Below are 22,244 nucleotides of genomic sequence, written 5' to 3'. Positions count from 1 at the left end.
TCAATGTCTTGCCTCTAAGCCTTTTAATTCTCGCTGAGTGGGAAAGAACTTAATCAACTTGGTATACCTTACACTAATCTAATTCGACCATGTCATTCGATGTGGTCGCTTCGTTATGCTAAATGACTTAACGCCTCTAACCTCATAATATATTTGTTTTTATCCTAAAGTTCATATAGTTTGTCTGGTTCATACCAAAAGCAAATAAAAATAAAAACAAGGATGCACAATGTCGATTACAACCCTACCTAGTCTGCCTCAAAATGATTCACTTGAGTTAAAAGAACAACGTAAATTTCAATTATCTTTGGCACGGACTAAATACAATTATATGACATCATATTTGGAAGGTGTCCCGCTGTCAGCTGACGTACCGCAAGGTGAAGAATTTTCACTTAAATACAAAGCCGGTGTCCTGCAGGTGTTTTTACGCTTGGGAGAAAATTTTAAAAGCAATGTAATCGAACTGCTTGAAAAAGAGCTAAAGGGGGATGTTGATAGCGATATTTTTAAAGAAATACAGGAAAGTTATACAAAGTTAGAAAAAGAGATGAGTGTTTTTCATCCGCAGAAAGACATGAAAAACTTAAAAGTCTTTATGTATAGTCTAAGTAAATTACCTGTAGCCATTGAGGATGCAGTCAATATACCGAAAGACTTAATAAAAATGATGACAGGCATTGAAGCGGTTATTGAAGAGGTTAAAGAAGAAGGACCAACAGCCTTATTAAAATCTACTTTATATGACTTATTAAACAATGACGGTAAACGTGATTACCTTACTGCAACAACTGTTGAGGACTATCGAGATCTTTACCAGTCACTTGAAACACCACCATTAACCGTATCAATTAAAAAGAAGCCTTGGATGGAAAGTGATAAAGAACCTTATCAGCAGGATTGGTTTTTTGGTTATTTACAGACGGCAGGTTTTAATACTACTAATTTAATCGCGGTACGTGACGAACATGCCCCGACAAAAAGTGCCATTTCATTAACCTCATTACTTGAAAAAATGCCACTGACAGACAGTATATTACAGTCAGTATTAGCGGATAGCAGTATTAATTTACAGACGGCGGTAGCAGAAAAAAGACTGTACGTTTGTGACTATACAATGTTGATTGGCAAGAAAAGTAATATGCTCCATGGTAAACAGCGTTACGTTACCGCACCTATAGCTGTATTTTATTGGAGTAATACCCGTGCCGAAGGTTATCCTGAAACTGACGGTTATATGCGACCCATCGCTATTCAATTAGACCAACAACATGACACTTTTAATACTCCGATCTTTACCCCTAATGATGCTAGTGATGTCAATGATATAAATGGTTTGAAATGGCAGGTAGCCAAACAAATCGTTAATATTTGTAGTGCCATACAACATGAAAATGTAGCTCACCTTGGCGCATGTCATTTGATCATGGATAGCATCATTATTGCTGCCCACAGGGAATTATCAGCACAGCACCCGTTACTAACGTTGTTGATACCACACTTCCGTTTCACCCTAAGTATTAATAACGATGCTTTACATAATTTAATTATCCCTGGTGGCGTTACCGCTTGTGATGTTGGTTTAACACCTGAATCTTCTTTTGAGATGATTGCTGAAGCAAGACAAGCTTGGCATTGGGATGGTCAAAGTCCAGAGCAGTTATTTAAAGACCGTGGGGTTGATGAAAATAGTTTACCTGGTTTTGAGTTTCGTGATGATACCTTGCTCTTATGGCAAGCGATTAAGAAATTTGTTCGCGAATATTTGACGGTATATTATAAAAACGATGACAGTGTCGTTGCCGAGGATAGCGAGTTACAAGCATTTATTGCCGCTTTAGTTTCACCTAAGCTGGCAAAATTTAAAGGTTTGGATGGTTTAACGGCGACAGGAAATAGCGAACAGCCTTATAAAATTGATAGTTTTGATTATTTGGTTGAGCTAGTTTCCCATATTATTTACCTTGCTGGACCGCAACATGCAGCAGTAAACTATGCGCAATATCCATTGATGTCTTTTGCGCCAAGTGTCACCGGTTGTCTTTACCGAGAGCCTCCAGGAAAAGATACTGAAATGAATACCGCTGAGGATTTACTAGCCTGGTGTCCTCCCCTTGATATTGCCTTATATACCTTGTCTTTTGAGTATTTGTTAAGTGGTGTTCAATATGATGTTTTTGGCAAATATAATGAAGATCCGCGCATTGCTTATTTTAAGGATGTAAACGTTGCCGAGGCAGTGGCTGACTTTCAGTGCGAATTGGCAAGTATTGAAATAGAGATCTGTAAGCGTAATAAGACGCGGGCAATGCCTTATACTTTCCAGTTACCCTCTATGATCCCAAATAGTACCAGCATTTAATCGGGTACTTATTACAGGTGTTTAGTACACATGTTTAGTATAAGTATTTAATAGCCATTTTATTTATTAGTATTAAACAACGAATGAGTAAAGCTGTTAGTAGTTACTTTCTATAGCACTAACAGCTTCATTCAGCTTAAATTAGCATTGCAGGCACTGAAGAATAAGTATATTGGTCACGACCATTTTCTTTCGATTGATACAAGGCTGAGTCAGCTTGTTTTATTAAGGTAGTGGCCTCTACATTAGGTAATACATCTATCGTCGCTATACCAATACTAATGGTGACATGTTCGGCAGTGTCTGAAAATTGATGAGCTATGGCTAAATCCCTAATTTTCTGCAGACAACGTTGAGCAAGACTTTCAACCGAATTTTTATCTGAGGTTGTCATTAAAATAACAAACTCTTCACCACCATAGCGCGCAACAAAATCATTTTTACGCCCGACAACGGCGGTTAACGCTTGAGCAATTAACTTTATACAGGCATCACCTTCAGGATGGCCAAAATTATCGTTATAGGCTTTAAAGTGATCTATATCTATCATCATTAAAGATAATGAACCAAACTCCCGAGAAGCACGGCTCCACTCTTTGTCTAGGGTGTTATCAAACTCACGGCGATTAAAAATACCAGTCAGACCATCTTTAATGGCTAACATTTGCAGTTCTTCAGTACGCTGAGCGACTTTCTTTTCTAGGGTTTCATAATGTCTGGCATTAATTAAAGAAACAGCTGCTTGTGCAGAAATAAGCTCAACGGTATCTTTATGTTTTTTAGTAAAAGCGTATTCTATTAAGTTGTTTTCCAAATAAACGATAGCGATTAATCGACCTTGACCGGTAATAGGTAAACACAGGACTGACTTGGGATTATTTATCCGTAAATAACTGTTATTAATAAAGCGCGGATCTTCACCAGGATTATCTATAATCAAGGTTTTCATGGTTTTTTGTGTATAACGAATGATGGTATCGGGTAATAAAGGTTGCTGCGCGCTATCAACATCATCAAGGTTAATATTATATAATTGACAGTCAATACCGCCTAAAGAATCATTGATAGCGCCAACTATTTCTAGCTTTAACTGTTCATCTTCGTTAATAATAATTGCGCCAGTCTGCGCACCAGCATTTTCCATCAGTACATTCATCATCTTTTTTAATAAAGAATTGACATATATTTCTTCAGATAAAAGCTGATTGGCTTTTAGCAGAGAATGTAAATCAAGAGAGTGGGTTTGCTCAACGAGTGTACTTTGTATTGAGTGCTGTAAACTGCTGCCTGAGCCATAAGTAGCATTTATTAAATTGAAACGTTGCTGCGGCCATTGTTCTTCTAACAGGGTACATTTAGCTGTAGCTCCCCAACGAGCATAAAGGTAATGGGCATCTTTAATACAATGCGCAGCGATTCTCTTTTGTCCTAAATCGGCCCAGTACTTTGCGTAACGCTCGTTAATAAGTGCTTCACAATGGATGAAATTGGCTATTTCAACGGCATCAAGTGCTTTGCTGTAAAGCTCTGTTGCTAAAGAGTCTTGGCCTTTTACTCTGGCTATTTCCGCAGCGATTAGCAGATATTTGTGTTGATAGTTTTTGTTACTATCAATTGCCCATGTTTGAAATTTGTCACAAATTTCTTGTGCTTTTTCTAGGTTTTCTTTGCTTAGCTTATCTTGATAATGATCTGTCGCACCATCTTTAGCATTATCTTTAAATACGCCTGTAGCAATAGCTTCGGCACTGTTGTTATCGAGTAAAATTAATGCCTGATAAAACAAGCTCTCGGTCATTATGGGGCTGTCGGGTAAAAACATGCAGACAATATCAATGTTTTTGATACATTGTGCCTGTAAGGCTTTGTCATTCATTAAGTAAGAAAAACGAAGAGTTGCAAAAGTATAAAAGGCCATATCCATTGAGGGGGCATGAAAATCATCGTTAAAATACTGGCGGACATTAAATGACTCAGTATTTAATGAATTTTCTGCCATTGTGTTTTCTTGTAAGGCTAATAATGATTGATAGACACCTAGTAAGAGAAAGGTCACTGTTGCTGGTTGTTGTTTTTTATTTAAAAAAGCTAAGCCTTGCTCTATATCCTTTTGCAAAACATCAAGTTTTTCGCCTTTTATAAACTTATTACAAGCCTTAAATAAAACACAATAACCAGCGAAAACTAGGTTGCTGCCTTCTTCACCCCAAGTAATAACTTGTTCTTGAAAAACATAAGTATTTTCGATTGGCTCACACCAATGTTGATAACTTGAGGCAAAATATTGATAGATGGTTGCCCGGTGATACTTACTTCCCCAAAGATCAGAAACACTTTTCGCCAATTTACTCATTTGGTAACAAACAGGGTACTTTTCACCCATCATAGACATTGCCGTAGCATAAGCTGCATAGCCAATGGAGCTAAGTTCACATTGCCCATGTGCTAAGGTAAGTTGCACCATATTACAGGCGTTAGTCGCGTATGAACGAGCACAGCCAGATAAGTAAAGAGCGGGTGCTAAAGCATTATGTATTTCCATTCGCAACAAACTATGCTCATCTGTCATTTTTGTCGCCGTTAATAACTGCTCATTGGTATATTGCAGACGTAAGTTTTGTGTGCGGGTAAAAGTAGCTAATAACTGTACTTCGGCAACAGTTTCGTTTAATGGAAAGTCAATATTTAAGCTGGCCAAGCCGCCCATTAATACTTCTATTGCTTCAGGAAAACTTCCTCTTGATTGAAATTGGTCTGCCTGTACTAATATTAAAGCTACTTTTTCTTTATTGGTCGGGGCGCTATTAACACCCTCAAGGTATAAATCTCTTGCCGTATCAATGTTTCCGGCTAAAAATTCTGTCTCGATTAAGCTCTTCTCTATGGCTAATGTTTGCTCAGCGTTTTCTTGCCATGCGTCAGCGCCTAAATGTGCTTTAGCAATACGTAGGTAGCTGGCCGCTGTTTCATAAGTCGCTGCATCTTTACTTTTTAATCCAGCTCTTAAATTTAAGCTGACTATCTTTTTTAAATCATCCTTGTTACCGATGATATTGATGGCACCATTAAGTACTCGCAGCAAAGTGAAAATGTTAGCTTCTAATTCTGCTTCAGTGATGTTTGCTAGCCAATGTTTACCTATATGCAATAATAACTCTTCGCGACCTTCTTCAGGTGTGAGTTGGTAAGCGGCTTGTTGAACTTTATCGTGTAAAAAGCAATAGTGAGATTTATTTAGGCTATGTACATCATCTATAAATTGATAATGCTCGTCTTGTGGCAATATAAAGCCCGACTCGAGTAATGGCCATAAAATTTTTGCTGTGGTAATTGTATCGTATTTGCACGCAGAGGATAATTGTCTCAGGCTAAAGTTATGGCCAAGATGTGAGGCTATAGAGGCAAGTAACTGAGTTTCTCTATTTAGCTGTTTAAACTTTTCAATCATTAAATCAACAACATTATCTGTCATCGAGTGTTTTAGTATTGCTTCAATAGACCACTGCCAGATGCCATTGTTATGATTATAACTAATAGAGTCATCTTGATACATTGACAATAATAATTGATTGAGGAAAAAGGGATTACCCTGTGTTTTTTTGAAACATATCTCAGCCAAGGTTGATACATGGTCAAAGTCGCACTGCAGGGTATTACACAATAATTGCTGCACGTGTTGAATTTTTAGCGGGGAGATATGTATTTTTGTTAGTACATTTTTTTGTGCTATTTTTTGTAAGGCTACAGTAAGGGGGTGTGTCTCATCCACTTCATTATCACGGTAGGCTCCAATGATATATAAACCATTCTTACTACCTTTGTTCACTTGTTGTAATAAAGTCAATGTGGGCATATCAACCCACTGTAAATCATCGAGGAATATAACCAGTGGTTGCTCTTTAGAGTACAGCACACTAACAAAATCAATAAAGACCAGGTTTAAGCGTATTTCTGCTTCTGCCGGCGGTAATACTGTTAATGGTGATGGCGGGCCGATAATTAAGACTAAGTCGGGTAGTAACTCAGTAATAATGGCGGCATTATTACCAAGTGCGACTTGTAGTTTACTTCGCCATTGATTGAGCCTTTCACTATTTTCACTTAACAAATGTTGTAATAATTGCTGCAGTGCTGCAATTATGACTAAAAAAGGTTGTCCACGGTTGTATTGATCACATTTACCCATGATAAATAAACCGTCGCTGGCGATAATGTTTTTTTGCAATTCATGTACTAATGCTGACTTACCGACACCAGAGTAACCGCTTACCATAGCCAACTCGGTATGTCCGGTGCATGCGCGTTGATAGCCAGCTAAAATAGTGGCTAGATCGTTTTCACGCCCATAGAGTTTATTAGAGACATTAAAGTGCAGGGAAACATCAGCTGTCGCTAAAGTGAAATTATCAATTGAGTTGTTCTTCTGCCATTTATCTAGGCATGTGTCTAAATCAGTTTGTAAACCATAAGTACTTTGGTAGCGATTTTCAGGTGACTTATCCATGAGTTTACTGATTATTGCGGAAATTACTGCAGGGATGCCATGCTTTACTTCAGTTAAGGGCTTGGGTGTGCGAGCAATATGTGAATGTAATAATGTCATCGCATTTTGTGAAGTAAAGGGTAACCGTCCGCTGAATAGTTCATACAAGGTGACACCTAACGAATAAAAGTCACTACGATAATCTACCTTTATATTGGTACGTCCGGTTTGCTCAGGTGAAATATATTCAAATTTCCCCCATAGATCTTGATTCAATAATTTTATTTGTTTATGGCTAAGACGAGTGGCTAAGGCGAAATCACACAGTTTTAATTGCAGTGTCTTGGCATCTATTAAAATATTACTCGGGTTAATATCTCTATGGATTAATTGACAATGATGAACTTCTGCTAAGGCTGAAGTTAACTGACAGGCGATATGTAAACGTTGAATAAAAGTTAGTGTCTTTGTCGCAATAAGGTCACTTAAGGTTGTTGACGAAAAATCCTCTAAGACTAAAATATGACAATTTTTATGTTGCATTAAAGCATGTGCTTTAATCACCCATTTTGACTTGATAGCACGTAAAACATTAAATTCATTTTTCCAGCGAGAGTCTAACTCAGCGGAAGGGTAGTCAGTATTTTGGTATTTAATAATAACGGTTGCAGCATCAAACTCGGTACTGTTAGGGACAGCACGCGCGACAACTGTATCTTCGTAGGAATAGATGATTTTTTTTATTTCAAATTGAGATAAATTCATTAAGACTAATAACCTTTAAATATCGATTTTACAGAGCCTATTTATTCAATCCGATATATCCCTTACGAATTAATGCGAGCACTATTTTTTTATTGTTTTAGTGGATGATAACTCTGATGAGTTATTCCGTAACATCACTGTAAACGATAGCTTCTCTACTATCAAATATACCTTTGAAAAATCAAAGTAATGAAAAAGTCTAAGGGCTTTGCTGAGGGTTAATAAATGACTGGAATAGGAATGACGAAGGTCTCTTTGGCTGACAATAAATTGAAATTTAGCAGGTAAGAGTAGGGTTAGCAGAAAGCTATACTCTTCAGAGTTTTCCCGCTGAAATGTGCCGCTGGCATGTGATCTTTAGCGCTCTGGTAAAGTAAGTGCATCGTGAGTGTTTTGTAAAAAACTAGCGGCAAAGTCTACTAAATAATGAATAGAGCTTGGTAGTTGCTCAATATCAATGGCATCAATTAAGTTCTTCACCTCTAAGCCAAGTTCAGTATCTCCCTCAATTTTTAAGCGACGTTGAAAAAACAGCGTGTCTGGGTCTTGTTTACGACCAGCAATGAGTATCAAGTCATCGCCATTAGCACTAAAACTAACATCTTCACTAATATTCTCTTCTGCTGAAGCCATGATTAATTGATCTTTATCAAAGCTTAACCACCAGTTTAATTGCAAGTCGGCAATCGAAATTTTTAACCACTTATCTTGTAAAAACTCAAAATCCCCATCTTCGATAGCTTCACTAAAAATAGAGTGTAGTGCGGGTATCAGTAGCGATCTTTGTGCACTAAAAGGCAGTATACGTAAACTTGGCCGTAATATTTTGGGCATCAGCTTGATTATACTGGCCTTAACGCTCAAAGGTAACTTTTGCTCAATCAGTGACAATGACGGAGCAATACTTGCTGTTATTGTCTGTGTTGAAGGTAAGGATTGTGGCAAAGCTAATGATTTAGATAATAACGCAGGAAATTTTAGCACTGTTGTTTACTCTAACGCAGCTTAATAACAAGGGAACATTCTAGCAAGGCATAAAAAATAATTAATATTGCAGATCAAGTTTTCTTTAATACACATCAATAAATAAGAATGATGAACAACATACACTGCTGACAAATATCATGACTAAAAAGTTTACAATGGAGAGTCAATGTGGAGTTACTTTGTCCCGCTGGTAATTTACCAGCATTAAAAACAGCCATAGATAATGGCGCCGATGCGGTTTACATTGGTTTAAAAGATGATACCAATGCCCGTCATTTCGCTGGACTTAACTTTAATGATGGCAAGTTGTCTAAAGCAGCAGATTACGTACATCAAAGGGGAAAAAAACTCCATGTTGCCATCAATACCTTTGCTCATGCAGGTGGCGAACATCGTTGGCGAAAAGCTGTTGATAACGCGGTTGCTATAGGTACCGATGCCTTAATTATTGCCGATTTAGGAGTGCTCGATTATGCGGCAACAAAATACCCTGAGGTTGAACGTCATGTTTCAGTGCAAGCTTCAACCACCAACCTAGAAGCGATAAAATTCTTTAAAAATAACTTTGATGTCTCTCGTGTGGTACTGCCACGAGTATTGTCTGTGCAACAAGTGCGTCAATTAGCCAAAAGTAGCCCAGTTCCTTTAGAAGTTTTTGCTTTTGGCAGTCTATGTATTATGGCGGAAGGCCGTTGTTATTTATCTTCTTACATGACCGGAGAATCACCTAATACCGTCGGTGCTTGTTCACCAGCCAAATATGTACGCTGGCAAGAAACAGATCAAGGCTTAGAGTCTCGCTTAAATGGCGTACTCATTGACCGCTATCAACCTGATGAAAATGCCGGTTATCCAACACTGTGCAAAGGACGCTTTGAAGTCGACAATAATGTGTACCATGCCTTAGAAGAGCCGACTAGCTTAAATACGCTAGAGCTAATTCCAGATTTAAATGCTATGGGCATAGTGTCGGTTAAAATTGAGGGCAGGCAACGTAGTCCGGCTTATGTTGAGCAAGTTACTAAAACGTGGCGCATGGCGTTAGATCGCCATCAACTCAGCCCGGAAAACTTTGAAGTTGAAGACAAATGGATGAATACCTTAGCCAATTTGTCGGAAGGTTCACAAACCACGTTAGGTGCATATCATCGCAAGTGGCAGTAATAGTCACTAATCTTGTCGCTGTATAGTCCAATTTATTTGTCATAAGTACTCATTGACTATCGTCAACTCCGTGCTTTTTCCTCTAAATAGAAATATTACAGCTTAAAGCTGAATAACTATCAGATTGGCGATAGCAATAAAAGTAGAAAAATTATGAAATTTTCTTTAGGGCCAAGTTTATTCTTCTGGCCAAAAAATGAAGTGGCAGACTTCTATCAACAAGCGAAACAATCAAGCGCAGATATTATTTATTTGGGTGAAACAGTTTGCTCGAAAAGGCGAGAACTGCGTTCTAAAGATTGGCTCGGTTTAGCGAGAGAAGTCGCCCAGGACACCAATAAACAAGTGGTGGTCTCTACCATGACTTTATTAGAGTCACCGGCTGAAATACAAGTACTGAAACGTTTATGTGCTAATGGCGAGTTTCTCATTGAAGCCAATGACTTAAGCGCAGTGCAAATAATGCATGAGCTAAAAATGCCTTTTGTCGCAGGGCCGGCAATAAATTGCTACAACTTATCTACTCTTAAAGTTTTACTCAAACAAGGCATGACCCGTTGGTTAATGCCGGTAGAGCTAAGTGGTGATTGGTTAAAAATATTATTAAATCAGGCTACTGATGCTGGTATTCGGCAGCAATTTGAGTGTGAAGTGTTTTCTTGGGGATATTTACCGTTAGCTTACTCGGCGCGTTGCTTTACTGCGCGCTCTGAAGATAAAGCAAAAGATGATTGTGAGTATTGTTGTATTAAATATCCACAAGGTCGCCGAATGAATAGTCGCGAAGGCGAACGTGTTTTTCTGCTCAATGGTATTCAAACTATGTCGGGTTACCAGTATAATCTAATCAATGAAATGCCAGCCCTTGATGCAATGGGGGTTGATATTGCCAGAATCAGTGCTGATAGCAGCCAAGCCTTTAGCCAACTTGATAATTTTAGAGCGCAACTCGTTAAGCCTTTGAGAACAGAACTTGACGATATAAATGAGTGTAATGGTTTTTGGCATAAAATTGCCGGCATGTCTGTGGCTTAACTTTCAACACCAGCTAAGCAATAGCTAAAGTAACTTAATGAGAAGAATGGAAAACTATGTATACCTTAAACTTGAAGCAAATGACCCAGCAAGAATTTCTCGATGAATACTGGCAAAAAAAACCGGTAGTAATTCGCCAGGGGTTTAAAGACTTTATTGACCCCATTGCTGCGGACGAATTGGCAGGTCTTGCTATGGAAGAACAAATAGAGTCTCGTTTGGTTCATAAAAAAGATGGTCAATGGCAAGCTTTTTTTGGTCCATTTGAAAGCTATGAACACTTAGGCAGTGAAAACTGGTCACTAGTGATACAAGCGCTTGATAACTTCTCTGAAGAAGCGGCAGAAATTATTGAAGCATTTCGCTTTCTGCCCCACTGGCGGTTAGATGATCTAATGGCAAGTTTCGCTATGCCTGGCGGCAGTGTCGGTCCACATATGGATAACTATGATACTTTTATTTGCCAAGGCTCAGGGAAACGTCACTGGCGCGTTGGCGATAACGGTTCACATGTTGAGTTTGCTGCGCACGAATCGTTATTACATGTCGAGCCCTTTGAGGCTATCATCGATGTAGAACTAGAGACGGGCGATATTTTATATATTCCGCCAGGGTTCCCTCATGAAGGCATATCCATTGATACCTCGATGAGCTTTTCTGTCGGTTTTCGTGCCAATTCAGCGGTAAGTGTACTTAGCGCTTTTGCCGATCATTTAATTGATAATGATAAAGGCTGCAAGTTATTAACCGATCCTAATAGACAGGTTGTTAGCCACAGTGGTGAAGTGACTAACGAGGATTACGCCAATATTAAAAGCCAAATTCAGAGCTTACTTGATGATGAGGCGAGCTTTAAAACATTCACTGGCCAGTTTTTAACGGCGGCAAAGCATGATCTTGATACCTTATTGCCCGATGAGCCGTTTGAGTTGACGGAAGTGAGTAATTTACTCAATAGCCATGCTATTAAACGTTTAGGCGGTTTACGTGCTTTCTACTTTGAAGATACCATTGAACAAGGCATTTGTTATATCAATGGCACTGAATTAGCTTTTTCTGCAGAAATCGCCAATGGCGTGAAGTTACTTTGTGACAAGGTGATGTTATCGCCTGATGACCTCAGCGAGTGGAGTCATAATTCCGCTTTTGTTGAGCTAGCAACTGAGCTGCTTAACCAAGGTTATTGGTATTTGGCCGAAGCCGAATAAATCCTTAATTAAAGGCGCTTTATTTTCCCCGGTTAACAACAAAGTGATCTTATACTAATTTCATTAAATTATTGCCCACTTGTGCTGGTTAAAATACTCCAAGGCGGCGTTGCTCTCAATCCCAATAGCCAGCTATTGGTCAATCGAGCGCCTTGCCTTGATTTATTTTTCCTACGTACAACAAGATCATAAACTTAATGAAAATGGTATTAGTTATTGCTTGTTGTGCAACAATGCGGATAATGGCGCTTTTCATCATCATTAATTACCCTTATTCAGATTATGCGCCTAGATAAATTCATTTGTAAAAGTACTGAACTGACCCGAACAGAAGCTAAAAAAGTACTTAAAAGCGGGGAAGTGCGGGTTAATGGTGAAGTCGCTAAAAATGCCGCTATGCAAGTACATGAAAATAATACTATTACCATTGACGGCCAAGAGCTTACCGCACGTGGTTCACGCTATTATATTTTACATAAAGTCGTTGACAGTATTTGCTCAAATGTTGATGAAGGTTATCCTTCGGTGCTTAACTTTATTGAAGTCGATAAGGCTTTTGATTTACATATCGCTGGCCGCTTAGATGCTGACACCACCGGCTTAGTGCTGCTCACCGATGATGGGCGCTGGTCACATAATGTTATCTCACCAAAAAAACAATGCCAAAAGACTTACCGGGTATGGCTACGTAATGAGATTAATGATGAAAAACTTGCAGACTTAGTCACTAGGTTTGATCAAGGCCTGCAATTACAGGGTGAAGACTCACTAACTAGGCCTGCAATATTAACGCGGGTAGCAGAAATTGATTTAGTTGATGAAGCGTCATACCGAAGTGAAGTATTACTGACTATTACCGAAGGAAAATACCACCAAGTTAAACGTATGTTTGCTGCGGTAGGTAATAGAGTAGTGGGCTTACATAGAGAGCAGATCGGGCAAATAACCCTGGGTGACTTAGCGCCAGGTGATTGGCGTGAATTAACTGAAGCGGAAATCGCTCAATTCTCATAGTTTGATTTTCATAACTCGCTATTTTAAGAGAAGATCAGTAGCTACTTTATTTTGAGTTATCGCTAGTAAATTGGCTACTAGATTACTTAGTAGCCAAAGAACTACATATTATTATTTCTTATTGAGCGCATTAAATTTTGCCATCTGCTCTTCGGTTGCTGGCAATTGATGTTTCTCTTTCCATTCACTGTAAGGCATACCGTAAACTTGTTCACGGGCAGTATCGATATCAACCTCAACAGCTAACTTTTCGCCTTCCTGCACTGTCCATTTGCTAAAACAATTACGGCAAAAACCCGCTAAATTCATTAACTCAATATTTTGTACGTCTTTACGTGAGTCTAAGTGCGCAAGTAAACGGCGCAATACAGCCGCTTGAATTTCTATTTCTTTATCCATGTTAGTAACCTTTTTTCGGTAATTATTGTTTGATGTCTGGGCTTAATACATTGGTCCTGCTTTGCTCATATATCAGCTCATAGCCTTTTACTTTTTTGACTGACTAACTGCTTCTCTTGCTGGTTTAGTTGGATCAAAGCGCCTGATTTGCACGACCATGCCTATGAGTGGGTGATCAAAATAATGAATCTCGCCTGTGATAACCCGGCGGTCTTGCTTAAAAGAGATAACCTTATTTTTACTGTCGGCTTTAGCTCTTTTATCGGCACTATCAGCCAGCATAGAGGATTTATTTGATGACTCGACCATATTAAATTCACTATTAATATAAAGATAATGATCTAAGTGTACTTTAAATAGTCCATCAAGATACCAAGGTTGTAGTGGCGGTATTGCTGCTGGACTTTCTTGGTCGTCGATGCCACTCAATTGTCTGCTCTGTTGCTTGTTAATATCGGCGGAGAGCTGTGCAACTACCTGATCAATTTGCTCTTCGGTGAGCATTGGCTCATTACTGTCATTAGCACTTGTACTCGCCTTATTATCTTCGCCACTATGTGACAGGGAAGAATCTAATAAGGCAAATTGCTGATAAAGTTTGTTAAGTTGTTGATGCTTTGCTTGTTGACGTAACTGCTCTGTTATCGATAGCTCATCTGTGGGTAAGCTTGGCTGGTTAGCTAATATATCACTAGTTGTTGTATCTATATTGGTATTGTTAGTCGCAGTATTGTCAGTCGCAGTAATGTCTATAGGCAAAGCTTGATTACTTTCGCTGTCATTATCAACCATGAGTAATTGGCTGTTAAAAAGCGCTTCTGTTTGTTGTCTTTGCGCTAAAATAGCCTCTAACTCAAGAGCGGTTTGCTCAGCTTGCTGCTGAGTGAGTGCTTGTTGGTAGTCAAACTCTAAATGCTCACCAGCGTATAACTTCATCGCTTGTGCTTGTCTTCTGGTTGCAGCAATTTGGCGCCAGCCCAAATGTAATAACGGCTTATAATCACGAGAACGCTTGATGCGGTTAGCGATAGACTTTAACCGTAAAGAGTCTTGGCTAATGAGATATGCCTTATCACTGGCCCAAGTGATTTTGCCATTTTCATCGTCTTGCCATTGTTCAAGGCCATTAATGGTTGTTGCTAATTTTTCAACGGGATAGCCATCGAGACTAAAATTTTCAAGCTGTTCAGCGCTTAAATGCTGCTGGAAAAAATCGGCCGGAATGACACACAAAGCAGACTTACTAGAGCTGGGGTATTGATCATAAACGGGCAGTTCAATGTTGGCATATTGTGCTTGGTAACTTTGTGCAGCTGTGGCTAGTTCAGTTTGTGTCTCAGTCTTTTCATCAAGTATAGCTTCAGTCGTGTCATTGCTGGTATCTGCAAGAACAGTCACAGACATTTTCGCTGACGAAATTACTGCTCCCTTGCTTTGAGCCTCAGCCTGAGACTTGTATTGTTCACTTTCTGTCTCGAAATTTTCACTGTTGCCTTCTGCTATGTTAGTAACTTCTCCATTAGCACTCTCTTTATCACTAAGCTCTGCATCAGTACTTTCTTTACTAGTGATGGCTGGCCATAAGTTAAACGGCGTAATACTAATGTTATAAGGTAATTTGCTTTGTGGTTGCTGACAATTAGGCAATAACTGCTTTAAAGAAGCTATATTAGGTTGCAAATAAGGGGCTAATAAATCAAAGGCGCGACGTTTTTTAGCTGTTAGGTCTCTAGCGGTAAATTGCTCTTTATTATCCGCTTTTGTTGAGGTGTGTTTAAAAAGAATGACTTCAATCTCAAACCAGCGCGCAGGTTTTTCTGCCGACATTTTAGTGCTGTTAGCCGCTAGTGCTGCCGTACTACTTAAAAAGCATAATGAAGTTAATGCCGAGGTAAGAAGAAAGTTGTATTTCATTAAAAGTCCGTATTTTAAGGCAAAAATATATCAGAGGAGCCAGATTTTCAGCGTTATAGGTATCAATACTTGTCTATGGTGAACATTGAGCAAGTAAGTTTACTAAAACTTACTTGCTCAAGTTTACCATTATAAGCATTTACTTGGCTAAGTCATTTAAGATATTAGTAATTAGCGTAAAGCGTGCTTGGGCATCTTCAGTTGCTTTGACAAACTTCAATTTACTGGCACCAGCCATACTATAAACCGTGGGTTGCTTTTGAATTAAGTTAATAATTAACATAGGGTCAACGGTGGTATCATCACTAAAGTCAATGGAGCCGCCGGTGGCACTTGCTTCAATGCGTGATATACCAATGGTCTGCGCTTTAAGGCGAACTTTGGCGATATGCACTAAGTTTTTGCTCGGCTGTGGTAGTAAACCAAAACGGTCGATTAACTCCACTTGGATATCATCCAGCTCCCTTTTGTTTTTACAGCTGGCAATACGTTTATATAAACTTAAGCGTAAGCTAACATCAAAAATATAATCATCGGGCAGTAGTGCTGGTACCCGTAGTTCTATTTCAGTTTGTGCCGACATCACTTGATTGAGTGATAACTGCTTACCCTCTTTGAGTGCTGCTACGGCATGGTCGAGCATTTCCATATATAAACTAAAACCAATTTGGCTCATTGAGCCACTTTGATCTTCACCTAATAATTCTCCTGCCCCACGGATTTCTAAATCATGGGTAGCAAGGGTAAAACCAGCACCTAAATCTTCCAATGCAGCAATGGCATCTAAGCGTTTTTTGGCATCTTTGGTAATGCGTTTTTCATCGGGAGTTAATAAATAAGCGTAAGCTTGATGGTGTGAACGACCAACACGACCACGCAGCTGATGCAGTTGCGCTAAACCAAGGTGATCGGCTCTGTCCATAATAATTGTATTGGCACTGGGTACATCAATACCGGTTTCAATAATGGTGGTACAGACGATGACGTTAAAGCGTTGGTGATAAAAATCACTCATAACACGCTCAAGATCGCGCTCGCGCATCTGCCCATGGGCAGTGACTACACGAGCCTCAGGGACCAATGCTTGAATGTCCGCGGCGGTTTTATCTATGGTATCAACGTGGTTATGTAAAAAGTACACCTGACCACCACGTAAGGTTTCCCTTAGAATAGCTTCGCGAATAAGTGCTGCATCGTATTGGCGAACAAAGGTTTTAACCGCTAAACGTTTTGCCGGTGGCGTGGCAATAATAGATAAATCACGCATGCCGCCCATGGCCATATTCAAAGTACGTGGGATAGGCGTTGCTGTAAGCGTTAAAATATCAACATTACTACGCAGTTGTTTAATTTTATCTTTTTGTTTAACCCCAAACCTGTGCTCTTCATCGACAACCAGTAGGCCTAAATCTTTATATTTAATGCTGTTTTGTAGTAACTTATGGGTACCGATGAGAATGTCAATTTGACCTGACTCTACTCTGGCTATGACTTCCTTTTGCTCTTTAGCCGTTTTAAAGCGTGATAATACCTCAGTCACCACTGGCCAGTTGGCAAATCTATCCCTAAAGTTATCGTAATGTTGTTGAGCTAATAGGGTGGTAGGCACCAAAATAGCGACTTGCTTGCCGTCATTTACCGCAACAAAAGCTGCGCGCATCGCTACTTCTGTTTTACCAAAGCCGACATCACCACAAACAAGTCTGTCCATTACTTTGGGCGAGAGCATATCGCTGACTACCGCGTTAATTGCTTGTTTTTGATCGAAAGTTTCTTCAAAACCAAAGCTATCACTAAAAGCTTGGTAGTCTTGTTTATCACGCTTAAAGGTATGACCGTGATTACTGGCACGTTTGGCGTAAATATCCAGTAATTCAGCGGCGACATCACGGACTTTCTCCGCGGCTTTTTGCTTGGCTCTACTCCAAGTGTCGGTGCCTAGTTTGTGTAATGGCGCATGTTCACTATCGGCGCCTGAGTAGCGGCCAATTAAATGCAGTGAGGCAACCGGCACATAAAGCTTGGCTTCACTGGCATAACTCAGTACTAAAAATTCTGTGGTAATACCGCCATTTTCTATGGTTTGCAAGCCTTGATAACGACCTATGCCATGCTCAATATGAACTACCGCTTGACCAATACTGAGTTCGGCCAGGTTTTTAAATATGGCATCGGCTTGTAGGTCTTGTGCTTTGGTTCTTCGTCTTGCTTGGGATACATGATCGCCCAATAACTCAGCTTCTGTGACTAAGGCGATAGCATTTTTGTTACTAGCCCCTTTCGCTTGGAAGGTAAAACCTTGGCTTAAGCTATTTACCGTGATACCAATGGCGTCGCTGGCGTTGATAAAATCATCGATGCAGGTAAATTGCGTTGGTTTAATATGGTCACGTTCAAGTAACTCTAAAACGCTTTCTCGACGACCTTGGCTTTGCGCGATAAACAGTATTTTACTTGGCGTATCTTTGCTGCTAATAAAGTGGTTAATTAACTCAAAGGGCTGCTTCAATTTATGATTGATGGTTAAATCTGGTAGCGGTTTAACATCAAAGCATATCTCACTGGTCTTACTTTTAGCTTTAGCTGCTACTTCAATGCTTTCTTCACTGCTCAGTTTATTTTCATTTTCTGCAGCGCGTTGCTCTGCTGAAGCTGTTTTTGCAATGGTGATACGGTCAAAAGGTTTAAGCGCACTGTACAGGTCTGCTTCCGTTAAAAACAGTTGCTCGGGCGGCAATAAAGGCCGCGTTGGATCATAGCGTCTGTTTTCATAACGATAGTCAATATCAAGCCAATATTGTGCTAAAGAATGTTCTATATCACCACTGATAACAATAAGGGTATTATCGGTTAAATAATCGCAAAGGGTATTGTTAAGCGCAGTATTATTAGTCCCGACAGTTTGTTTATCAAGAGGCTCTTTATTATCGAACTCTTTATTTTCAAAGAATAGCGGCAGGTAATATTCAATACCCGGCGGTAAAATACCATTACTGACCTTATGATAAATGGATTCTTTGTGGATATTGCCACTAAATTGCTCACGGTATTGGCTACGAAATAAGTTAATACCGGCTTCATCGATAGGGAATTCATGTGCGGGTAGTAAGTTTATCTCAGTTATTTTTTCTTTTGAACGTTGGCTCTCGGGATCAAAAAGTCTTATTTCATCAATTTCGTCATCAAAAAAATCTAAACGAAATGGGTTTTTACTGCCCATGGGAAACAAATCGAGAATGGCGCCACGAGCAGAGAATTCACCATGCTCCAGCACTTGCTCAACATGGCGATAACCATTCGCTTCAAGGGTACGTCGCATCTGGTGTAAATCTTTTTTCTCACCCGTTTTTATCACTAAGCTATTAGCTTCAATGTATTGCTTGGGTGCAAGCTTTTGTACTAGCGTGGTCACCGGCACAATAATAATGCCGGACTGCATACGTGATAATTGATAAAGGGTAGCAAGGCGCTGAGAAATAATGTCTTGATGAGGAGAAAAGTTATCATAAGGCAGTGTTTCCCAATCGGGAAATAAGCAAATGCTGGCTTTATTAAGACTATCATTTTTTCCTAAGCTCAGTAACTCTTGCTCTATTTTTAGCGCTTCCGGGGTATTACTGGTAATGACTAAAATGGGCGTTTCAGCGGTTTGTGCTGCTTGGTATAAGGCAAAACTACTACTGCTACCATGTAAGTTATGCCAGCTTTTCTTATCGGGATTCTTGCCACGGCGCTTGGCCAATATAGGGGTCAACAGGCTACTTGCTTTACTCATGATTTCCTTACACTAATTAACAGGCGATACAATAATGACAGCTATTCTAATTAAGCAGTGACTAAAGCGCTAGTAGATAAATGTTTTTGTTGTATTTTATTATTTGTTATCAGTGACAATCATTAATAACGGTGCTTAGTCGCGGTCATTGCTAATGGTTATTCCTCCTTATGGATGGTTTTGGTAATTCAATGTGGTAATTGTTTAAGGTTAAAATCTACTGTATGATAATGAGAATCGTTATCAATAAGGTTTATGCTTTGAATTTTACCTACTTCGACATACAAACAACGGCTATTAACAGCATTCGTCAAAAAGTACGTTATGCCGAAGATGAAGATAACCCACAGTTACTTCCGTTTTGGCTGATGGCAGAGCAGACACTATTTACCGGTAGTGATATCAATGCCGATGACGATGCTCGTTGGCAATTGTATCAAGGACAATTCCGCCTACTGCTTGATGCTATTTGCGATAATTTAATATCTGAGCATTGGCGGCAACTTTGTTTAGATAATATTTATCGCCCTTTAACTGATTTAAACCGTATTAGCCACTGTGAAGCAAGCAAAAAGCGTTTACGGCATTTATGGCTAGAATTAAATATAACCAGTCAATACTTTCATTGTTAACAGCCATTGTTAACCGAGACTGTTAGCTACCACTGTTAATGGTCATTGCTAACAATCACTTATAAAGACAATTTCTCATTTATTTACTAACGTATTATCCAAGGAGTATTTTATGAACACACGCATTGAAAAAGACAGCATGGGTGAGCTAGCGGTACCAGCCGAAGCCTTTTATGCCGCGCAAACACAAAGGGCGGTTAATAACTTTCCTATCAGCGGTCAAACCATGCCAGAAGAATTTATACGAGCATTATTAATGGTAAAGTCTTCGGCGGCTGCGGCTAATATTAAGTTAGCTTTAATTTCTAAAGACCTTGGCCAGGCGATTATTGCTGCTGTGCATGATCTACTTAATTCAGTTGATTTATTACAGCACTTCCCGGTAGATATTTATCAAACCGGCTCTGGAACTAGCTCGAATATGAATGCTAATGAAGTGATTGCTCATCTAGCGACTTTAAAGCTTGGGGCGCTAGTCAGTGCCAATGATCATGTTAACTGTGGTCAAAGCAGTAATGATGTTATTCCGAGCACTATCCACATCAGCGCCGCCATTGCCGTTGAGAAAAACTTGTTGCCCGCTTTAGCAGCATTGCAGCAAACTATTGAGGTCAAAGCACAAGATCTTGATAGTTATGTTAAAACTGGCCGTACCCATTTAATGGATGCCATGCCAGTGCGTTTTAGTCAGAGCTTAATGAGCTGGGCTAGTCAAATAGAGCTCAATATTGATTTATTGCGCAGTATCCAGCCGAAATTGCAATTGCTTGCTCAAGGGGGGACCGCCGTAGGTACCGGCATTAATGCCCATGTAGATTTCGCTGATGAGTTTGCTCGACAAATCAGCAGCAGCACAGGGTTAACTTTTAAAGCGGCTGATAACTTCTTTGCTCTTATTGGCACTCAAGATACCGCTGTCGCTTTATCTGGGCAATTAAAAACAATTGCTGTCTCTATTATGAAAATAGCCAATGACTTACGCTGGATGAATTCTGGCCCCTTAGCCGGCTTGGGCGAAATAGAGTTGGAAGCGTTACAACCCGGCTCGTCCATTATGCCAGGTAAGGTTAATCCTGTTATTCCTGAGGCGGCAGCTATGGTCGCCGCGCAGGTGATAGGAAATGATGCAGCTATCACCATTGGTGGTCAGTCAGGCAATTTTGAGTTGAATGTTATGCTACCTATGGTGGCGTATAACCTGCTTAATAGCATCAAGTTACTCAGTAATGTCAGTGAATTATTGGCAGATAAGGCCATTGCTAGCTTTACCGTTCGTGCCGATAATTTAAATAAGGCCTTAGCCCGTAACCCTATTTTAGTGACTGCGCTTAACCCGCTCATTGGTTATGCCAAGGCGGCAGAGATAGCAAAAATAGCCTATAAAGAAAACCGACCAATTATTGAAGTAGCACAAGAAAATACCGAACTTTCTCGTACCGAGTTAGAAAAGTTACTCGAGCCAACAAAACTGACTTATGGCGGCTTATAACTTCATTGGCGTTAGCTCATATTGTTAGCTAATTTTGTTGCTAGGTATTAAGTGAGTCACTAAATAACGTAATTTAATTGAGTAAAAAAGAGCGCAGCGGCGCTCTTTTTTATGGGAGAAACTTATCATAACGCTAACCTCGATGCGATAGATAGGAAATCGCCTAGTAAGCACCAACATAAATATCGTTTTTAGCTTTTCACTTGGACATATTTTGTTGTACTATTTCCCGCACTAACAATGATTTAAACCATAAAACCGAGTACACAGGGATTTCAAATGTTAAAACAGATAATCAATAATACCCTTAAAGTAAGTACACTAACTTGTTTATGGTTAGTCTTGTCAGCATGTCAAAGTCCGGGAGCTCTAAGCACGGATGAGCCAGAGAAGTTTCCGGTATATATTACTAGTGGTGATATTTTACCAATTAATTCGATTACCACCATTGATGGTAAAGAAGTTAACTTACATCGCACTGATAAGAAAAAGTTGGTGGTACTCTTTGCCAGCTGGTGTACTGACTCTAACCGCTTACTGACTGCGTTAAATAATTCACCTTTACTTGCAGATAAAAGCATAGAAATTATAGCTATTGCTAGAGAAGAAGATGCCGCAACGGTTAAAGCTTGGCGAGATAAGCGTGGAATTACCGTTGCGCTAGCGGTTGATGAAGACAGAAGTATTTATAAAATGTTTGCTGGCGGCGGCATACCGCGTTTAATCAGTGTCGATGAAGATAATAAAGTGATTAAAATGACTTTAGCTGAAGGGCAAGAGCAATTAAGTAAAATCATTTGGCAATAACTTGTCAGTAAATTGGCGATAAAATAGGGCTACTATACCTCAACTGACGTTGATGCTTTTGCATTGACGTTGGTTGTTCTGCATGTTCCAGTACTTGAACTTATACCAAATTGATTAAGTTCTTTCCCACTCAGCGAGAATTAAAAGGCTTAGAGACAAGGCATTGATTGAAGAGAATGGTTATTCCCTTCTCAAAACCAATAACGCTGT

The 22,244-nt window shown here is 39.6% G+C and carries 14 protein-coding genes; 8 read left to right on the top strand and 6 right to left on the bottom strand.

All coding sequences use genetic code 11. The annotated features are described in order from the left end of the window. Positions 1 to 229: 229 nt before the first annotated feature. Positions 230 to 2,362 carry a lipoxygenase family protein gene (locus tag HRT55_RS11655; protein ID WP_291621463.1) on the top strand — a complete coding sequence of 711 codons (2,133 nt, stop codon included), beginning with the start codon at positions 230 to 232 and terminating at the stop codon, positions 2,360 to 2,362. A gap of 136 nt (positions 2,363 to 2,498) precedes the next feature. Here HRT55_RS11655 and HRT55_RS11650 read toward each other — a convergent pair whose 3' ends face one another. Both HRT55_RS11650 and HRT55_RS11645 read right to left on the bottom strand, forming a co-directional pair. Beyond that, on the bottom strand, positions 2,499 to 7,610 hold the full coding sequence (locus tag HRT55_RS11650) for a diguanylate cyclase (RefSeq protein WP_291621461.1): 5,112 nt from the start codon (positions 7,608 to 7,610) through the stop codon (positions 2,499 to 2,501). Positions 7,611 to 7,967: 357 nt separating this feature from the next. After that, the gene (locus HRT55_RS11645) at positions 7,968 to 8,594 is read right to left on the bottom strand and encodes an SCP2 sterol-binding domain-containing protein (protein WP_291621459.1); all 627 of its coding nucleotides are present in this window, start codon (positions 8,592 to 8,594) and stop codon (positions 7,968 to 7,970) included. Between the two features lie 171 nt (positions 8,595 to 8,765). On the opposite strand from HRT55_RS11645, the gene HRT55_RS11640 reads away from it, so the two are divergent. The 3 genes from HRT55_RS11640 (at position 8,766) to HRT55_RS11630 (ending at position 12,004) form a co-directional block, all read left to right on the top strand. Continuing rightward, complete coding sequence (locus HRT55_RS11640) at positions 8,766 to 9,761, top strand: peptidase U32 family protein (protein ID WP_291621458.1); 996 nt, start codon at positions 8,766 to 8,768, stop codon at positions 9,759 to 9,761. Between the two features lie 153 nt (positions 9,762 to 9,914). Then, entirely contained in the window at positions 9,915 to 10,796 is an 882-nt protein-coding gene (locus HRT55_RS11635) for a U32 family peptidase (RefSeq protein ID WP_291621456.1), read from the top strand. A 56-nt stretch (positions 10,797 to 10,852) separates the two neighbouring features. Then, complete coding sequence (locus HRT55_RS11630; protein ID WP_291621454.1) at positions 10,853 to 12,004, top strand: cupin domain-containing protein; 1,152 nt, start codon at positions 10,853 to 10,855, stop codon at positions 12,002 to 12,004. Between the two features lie 139 nt (positions 12,005 to 12,143). Here the strand turns inward: HRT55_RS11630 and HRT55_RS11625 are convergent, their stop codons facing one another. Beyond that, positions 12,144 to 12,266, bottom strand: a complete 123-nt coding sequence (locus HRT55_RS11625; RefSeq protein ID WP_291621452.1) for a hypothetical protein — start codon at positions 12,264 to 12,266, stop codon at positions 12,144 to 12,146. A gap of 20 nt (positions 12,267 to 12,286) precedes the next feature. Between HRT55_RS11625 and HRT55_RS11620 the strand changes: the two genes are divergently transcribed. After that, complete coding sequence (locus HRT55_RS11620) at positions 12,287 to 13,018, top strand: pseudouridine synthase (RefSeq protein ID WP_291621450.1); 732 nt, start codon at positions 12,287 to 12,289, stop codon at positions 13,016 to 13,018. 111 nt (positions 13,019 to 13,129) lie between these two features. On the opposite strand, the gene HRT55_RS11615 is transcribed toward HRT55_RS11620, so the two are convergent. The 3 genes from HRT55_RS11615 to mfd form a co-directional block, all read right to left on the bottom strand. Further along, complete coding sequence (locus tag HRT55_RS11615; RefSeq protein ID WP_291621448.1) at positions 13,130 to 13,417, bottom strand: DUF1244 domain-containing protein; 288 nt, start codon at positions 13,415 to 13,417, stop codon at positions 13,130 to 13,132. Positions 13,418 to 13,504: 87 nt separating this feature from the next. Further along, positions 13,505 to 15,331 (bottom strand): CsiV family protein, encoded by a 1,827-nt coding sequence (locus HRT55_RS11610; RefSeq protein WP_291621446.1) that lies wholly within the window; start codon positions 15,329 to 15,331, stop codon positions 13,505 to 13,507. 139 nt (positions 15,332 to 15,470) lie between these two features. Next, entirely contained in the window at positions 15,471 to 19,106 is a 3,636-nt protein-coding gene (mfd, locus tag HRT55_RS11605) for a transcription-repair coupling factor (protein WP_291621444.1), read from the bottom strand. 224 nt (positions 19,107 to 19,330) lie between these two features. Here mfd and HRT55_RS11600 point away from each other — a divergent pair, with 224 nt between their 5' ends. The 3 genes from HRT55_RS11600 to HRT55_RS11590 all read left to right on the top strand — a co-directional run bounded on the left by HRT55_RS11600 (position 19,331) and on the right by HRT55_RS11590 (position 22,034). Continuing rightward, the gene (locus HRT55_RS11600; protein WP_291621442.1) at positions 19,331 to 19,738 is read left to right on the top strand and encodes a hypothetical protein; all 408 of its coding nucleotides are present in this window, start codon (positions 19,331 to 19,333) and stop codon (positions 19,736 to 19,738) included. 112 nt (positions 19,739 to 19,850) lie between these two features. Next, a complete protein-coding gene (locus HRT55_RS11595) occupies positions 19,851 to 21,227 on the top strand; it encodes a lyase family protein (protein ID WP_291621440.1) in 1,377 nt (458 codons plus the stop codon). A gap of 279 nt (positions 21,228 to 21,506) precedes the next feature. Further along, on the top strand, positions 21,507 to 22,034 hold the full coding sequence (locus tag HRT55_RS11590; protein WP_291621438.1) for a TlpA disulfide reductase family protein: 528 nt from the start codon (positions 21,507 to 21,509) through the stop codon (positions 22,032 to 22,034). The last annotated feature ends 210 nt before the right edge of the window (positions 22,035 to 22,244 follow it).

Origin of the sequence: Colwellia sp. (assembly GCF_013214175.1) — a bacterium.
Taxonomy (GTDB): Bacteria; Pseudomonadota; Gammaproteobacteria; order Enterobacterales; family Alteromonadaceae; genus Colwellia.
This window is presented reverse-complemented; position numbering and strand designations above follow the sequence as displayed.

Coding starts and splice junctions, on each gene's coding strand:
- HRT55_RS11655 (WP_291621463.1), top strand. CDS start 230: ATGTCGATTACAACCCTACCTAGTCTGCCTCAAAATGATTCACTTGAG.
- HRT55_RS11650 (WP_291621461.1), bottom strand. CDS start 7,610: ATGAATTTATCTCAATTTGAAATAAAAAAAATCATCTATTCCTACGAA.
- HRT55_RS11635 (WP_291621456.1), top strand. CDS start 9,915: ATGAAATTTTCTTTAGGGCCAAGTTTATTCTTCTGGCCAAAAAATGAA.
- HRT55_RS11630 (WP_291621454.1), top strand. CDS start 10,853: ATGTATACCTTAAACTTGAAGCAAATGACCCAGCAAGAATTTCTCGAT.
- HRT55_RS11625 (WP_291621452.1), bottom strand. CDS start 12,266: ATGATGATGAAAAGCGCCATTATCCGCATTGTTGCACAACAAGCAATA.
- HRT55_RS11620 (WP_291621450.1), top strand. CDS start 12,287: ATGCGCCTAGATAAATTCATTTGTAAAAGTACTGAACTGACCCGAACA.
- HRT55_RS11615 (WP_291621448.1), bottom strand. CDS start 13,417: ATGGATAAAGAAATAGAAATTCAAGCGGCTGTATTGCGCCGTTTACTT.
- HRT55_RS11610 (WP_291621446.1), bottom strand. CDS start 15,331: ATGAAATACAACTTTCTTCTTACCTCGGCATTAACTTCATTATGCTTT.
- mfd (WP_291621444.1), bottom strand. CDS start 19,106: ATGAGTAAAGCAAGTAGCCTGTTGACCCCTATATTGGCCAAGCGCCGT.
- HRT55_RS11600 (WP_291621442.1), top strand. CDS start 19,331: ATGATAATGAGAATCGTTATCAATAAGGTTTATGCTTTGAATTTTACC.
- HRT55_RS11595 (WP_291621440.1), top strand. CDS start 19,851: ATGAACACACGCATTGAAAAAGACAGCATGGGTGAGCTAGCGGTACCA.
- HRT55_RS11590 (WP_291621438.1), top strand. CDS start 21,507: ATGTTAAAACAGATAATCAATAATACCCTTAAAGTAAGTACACTAACT.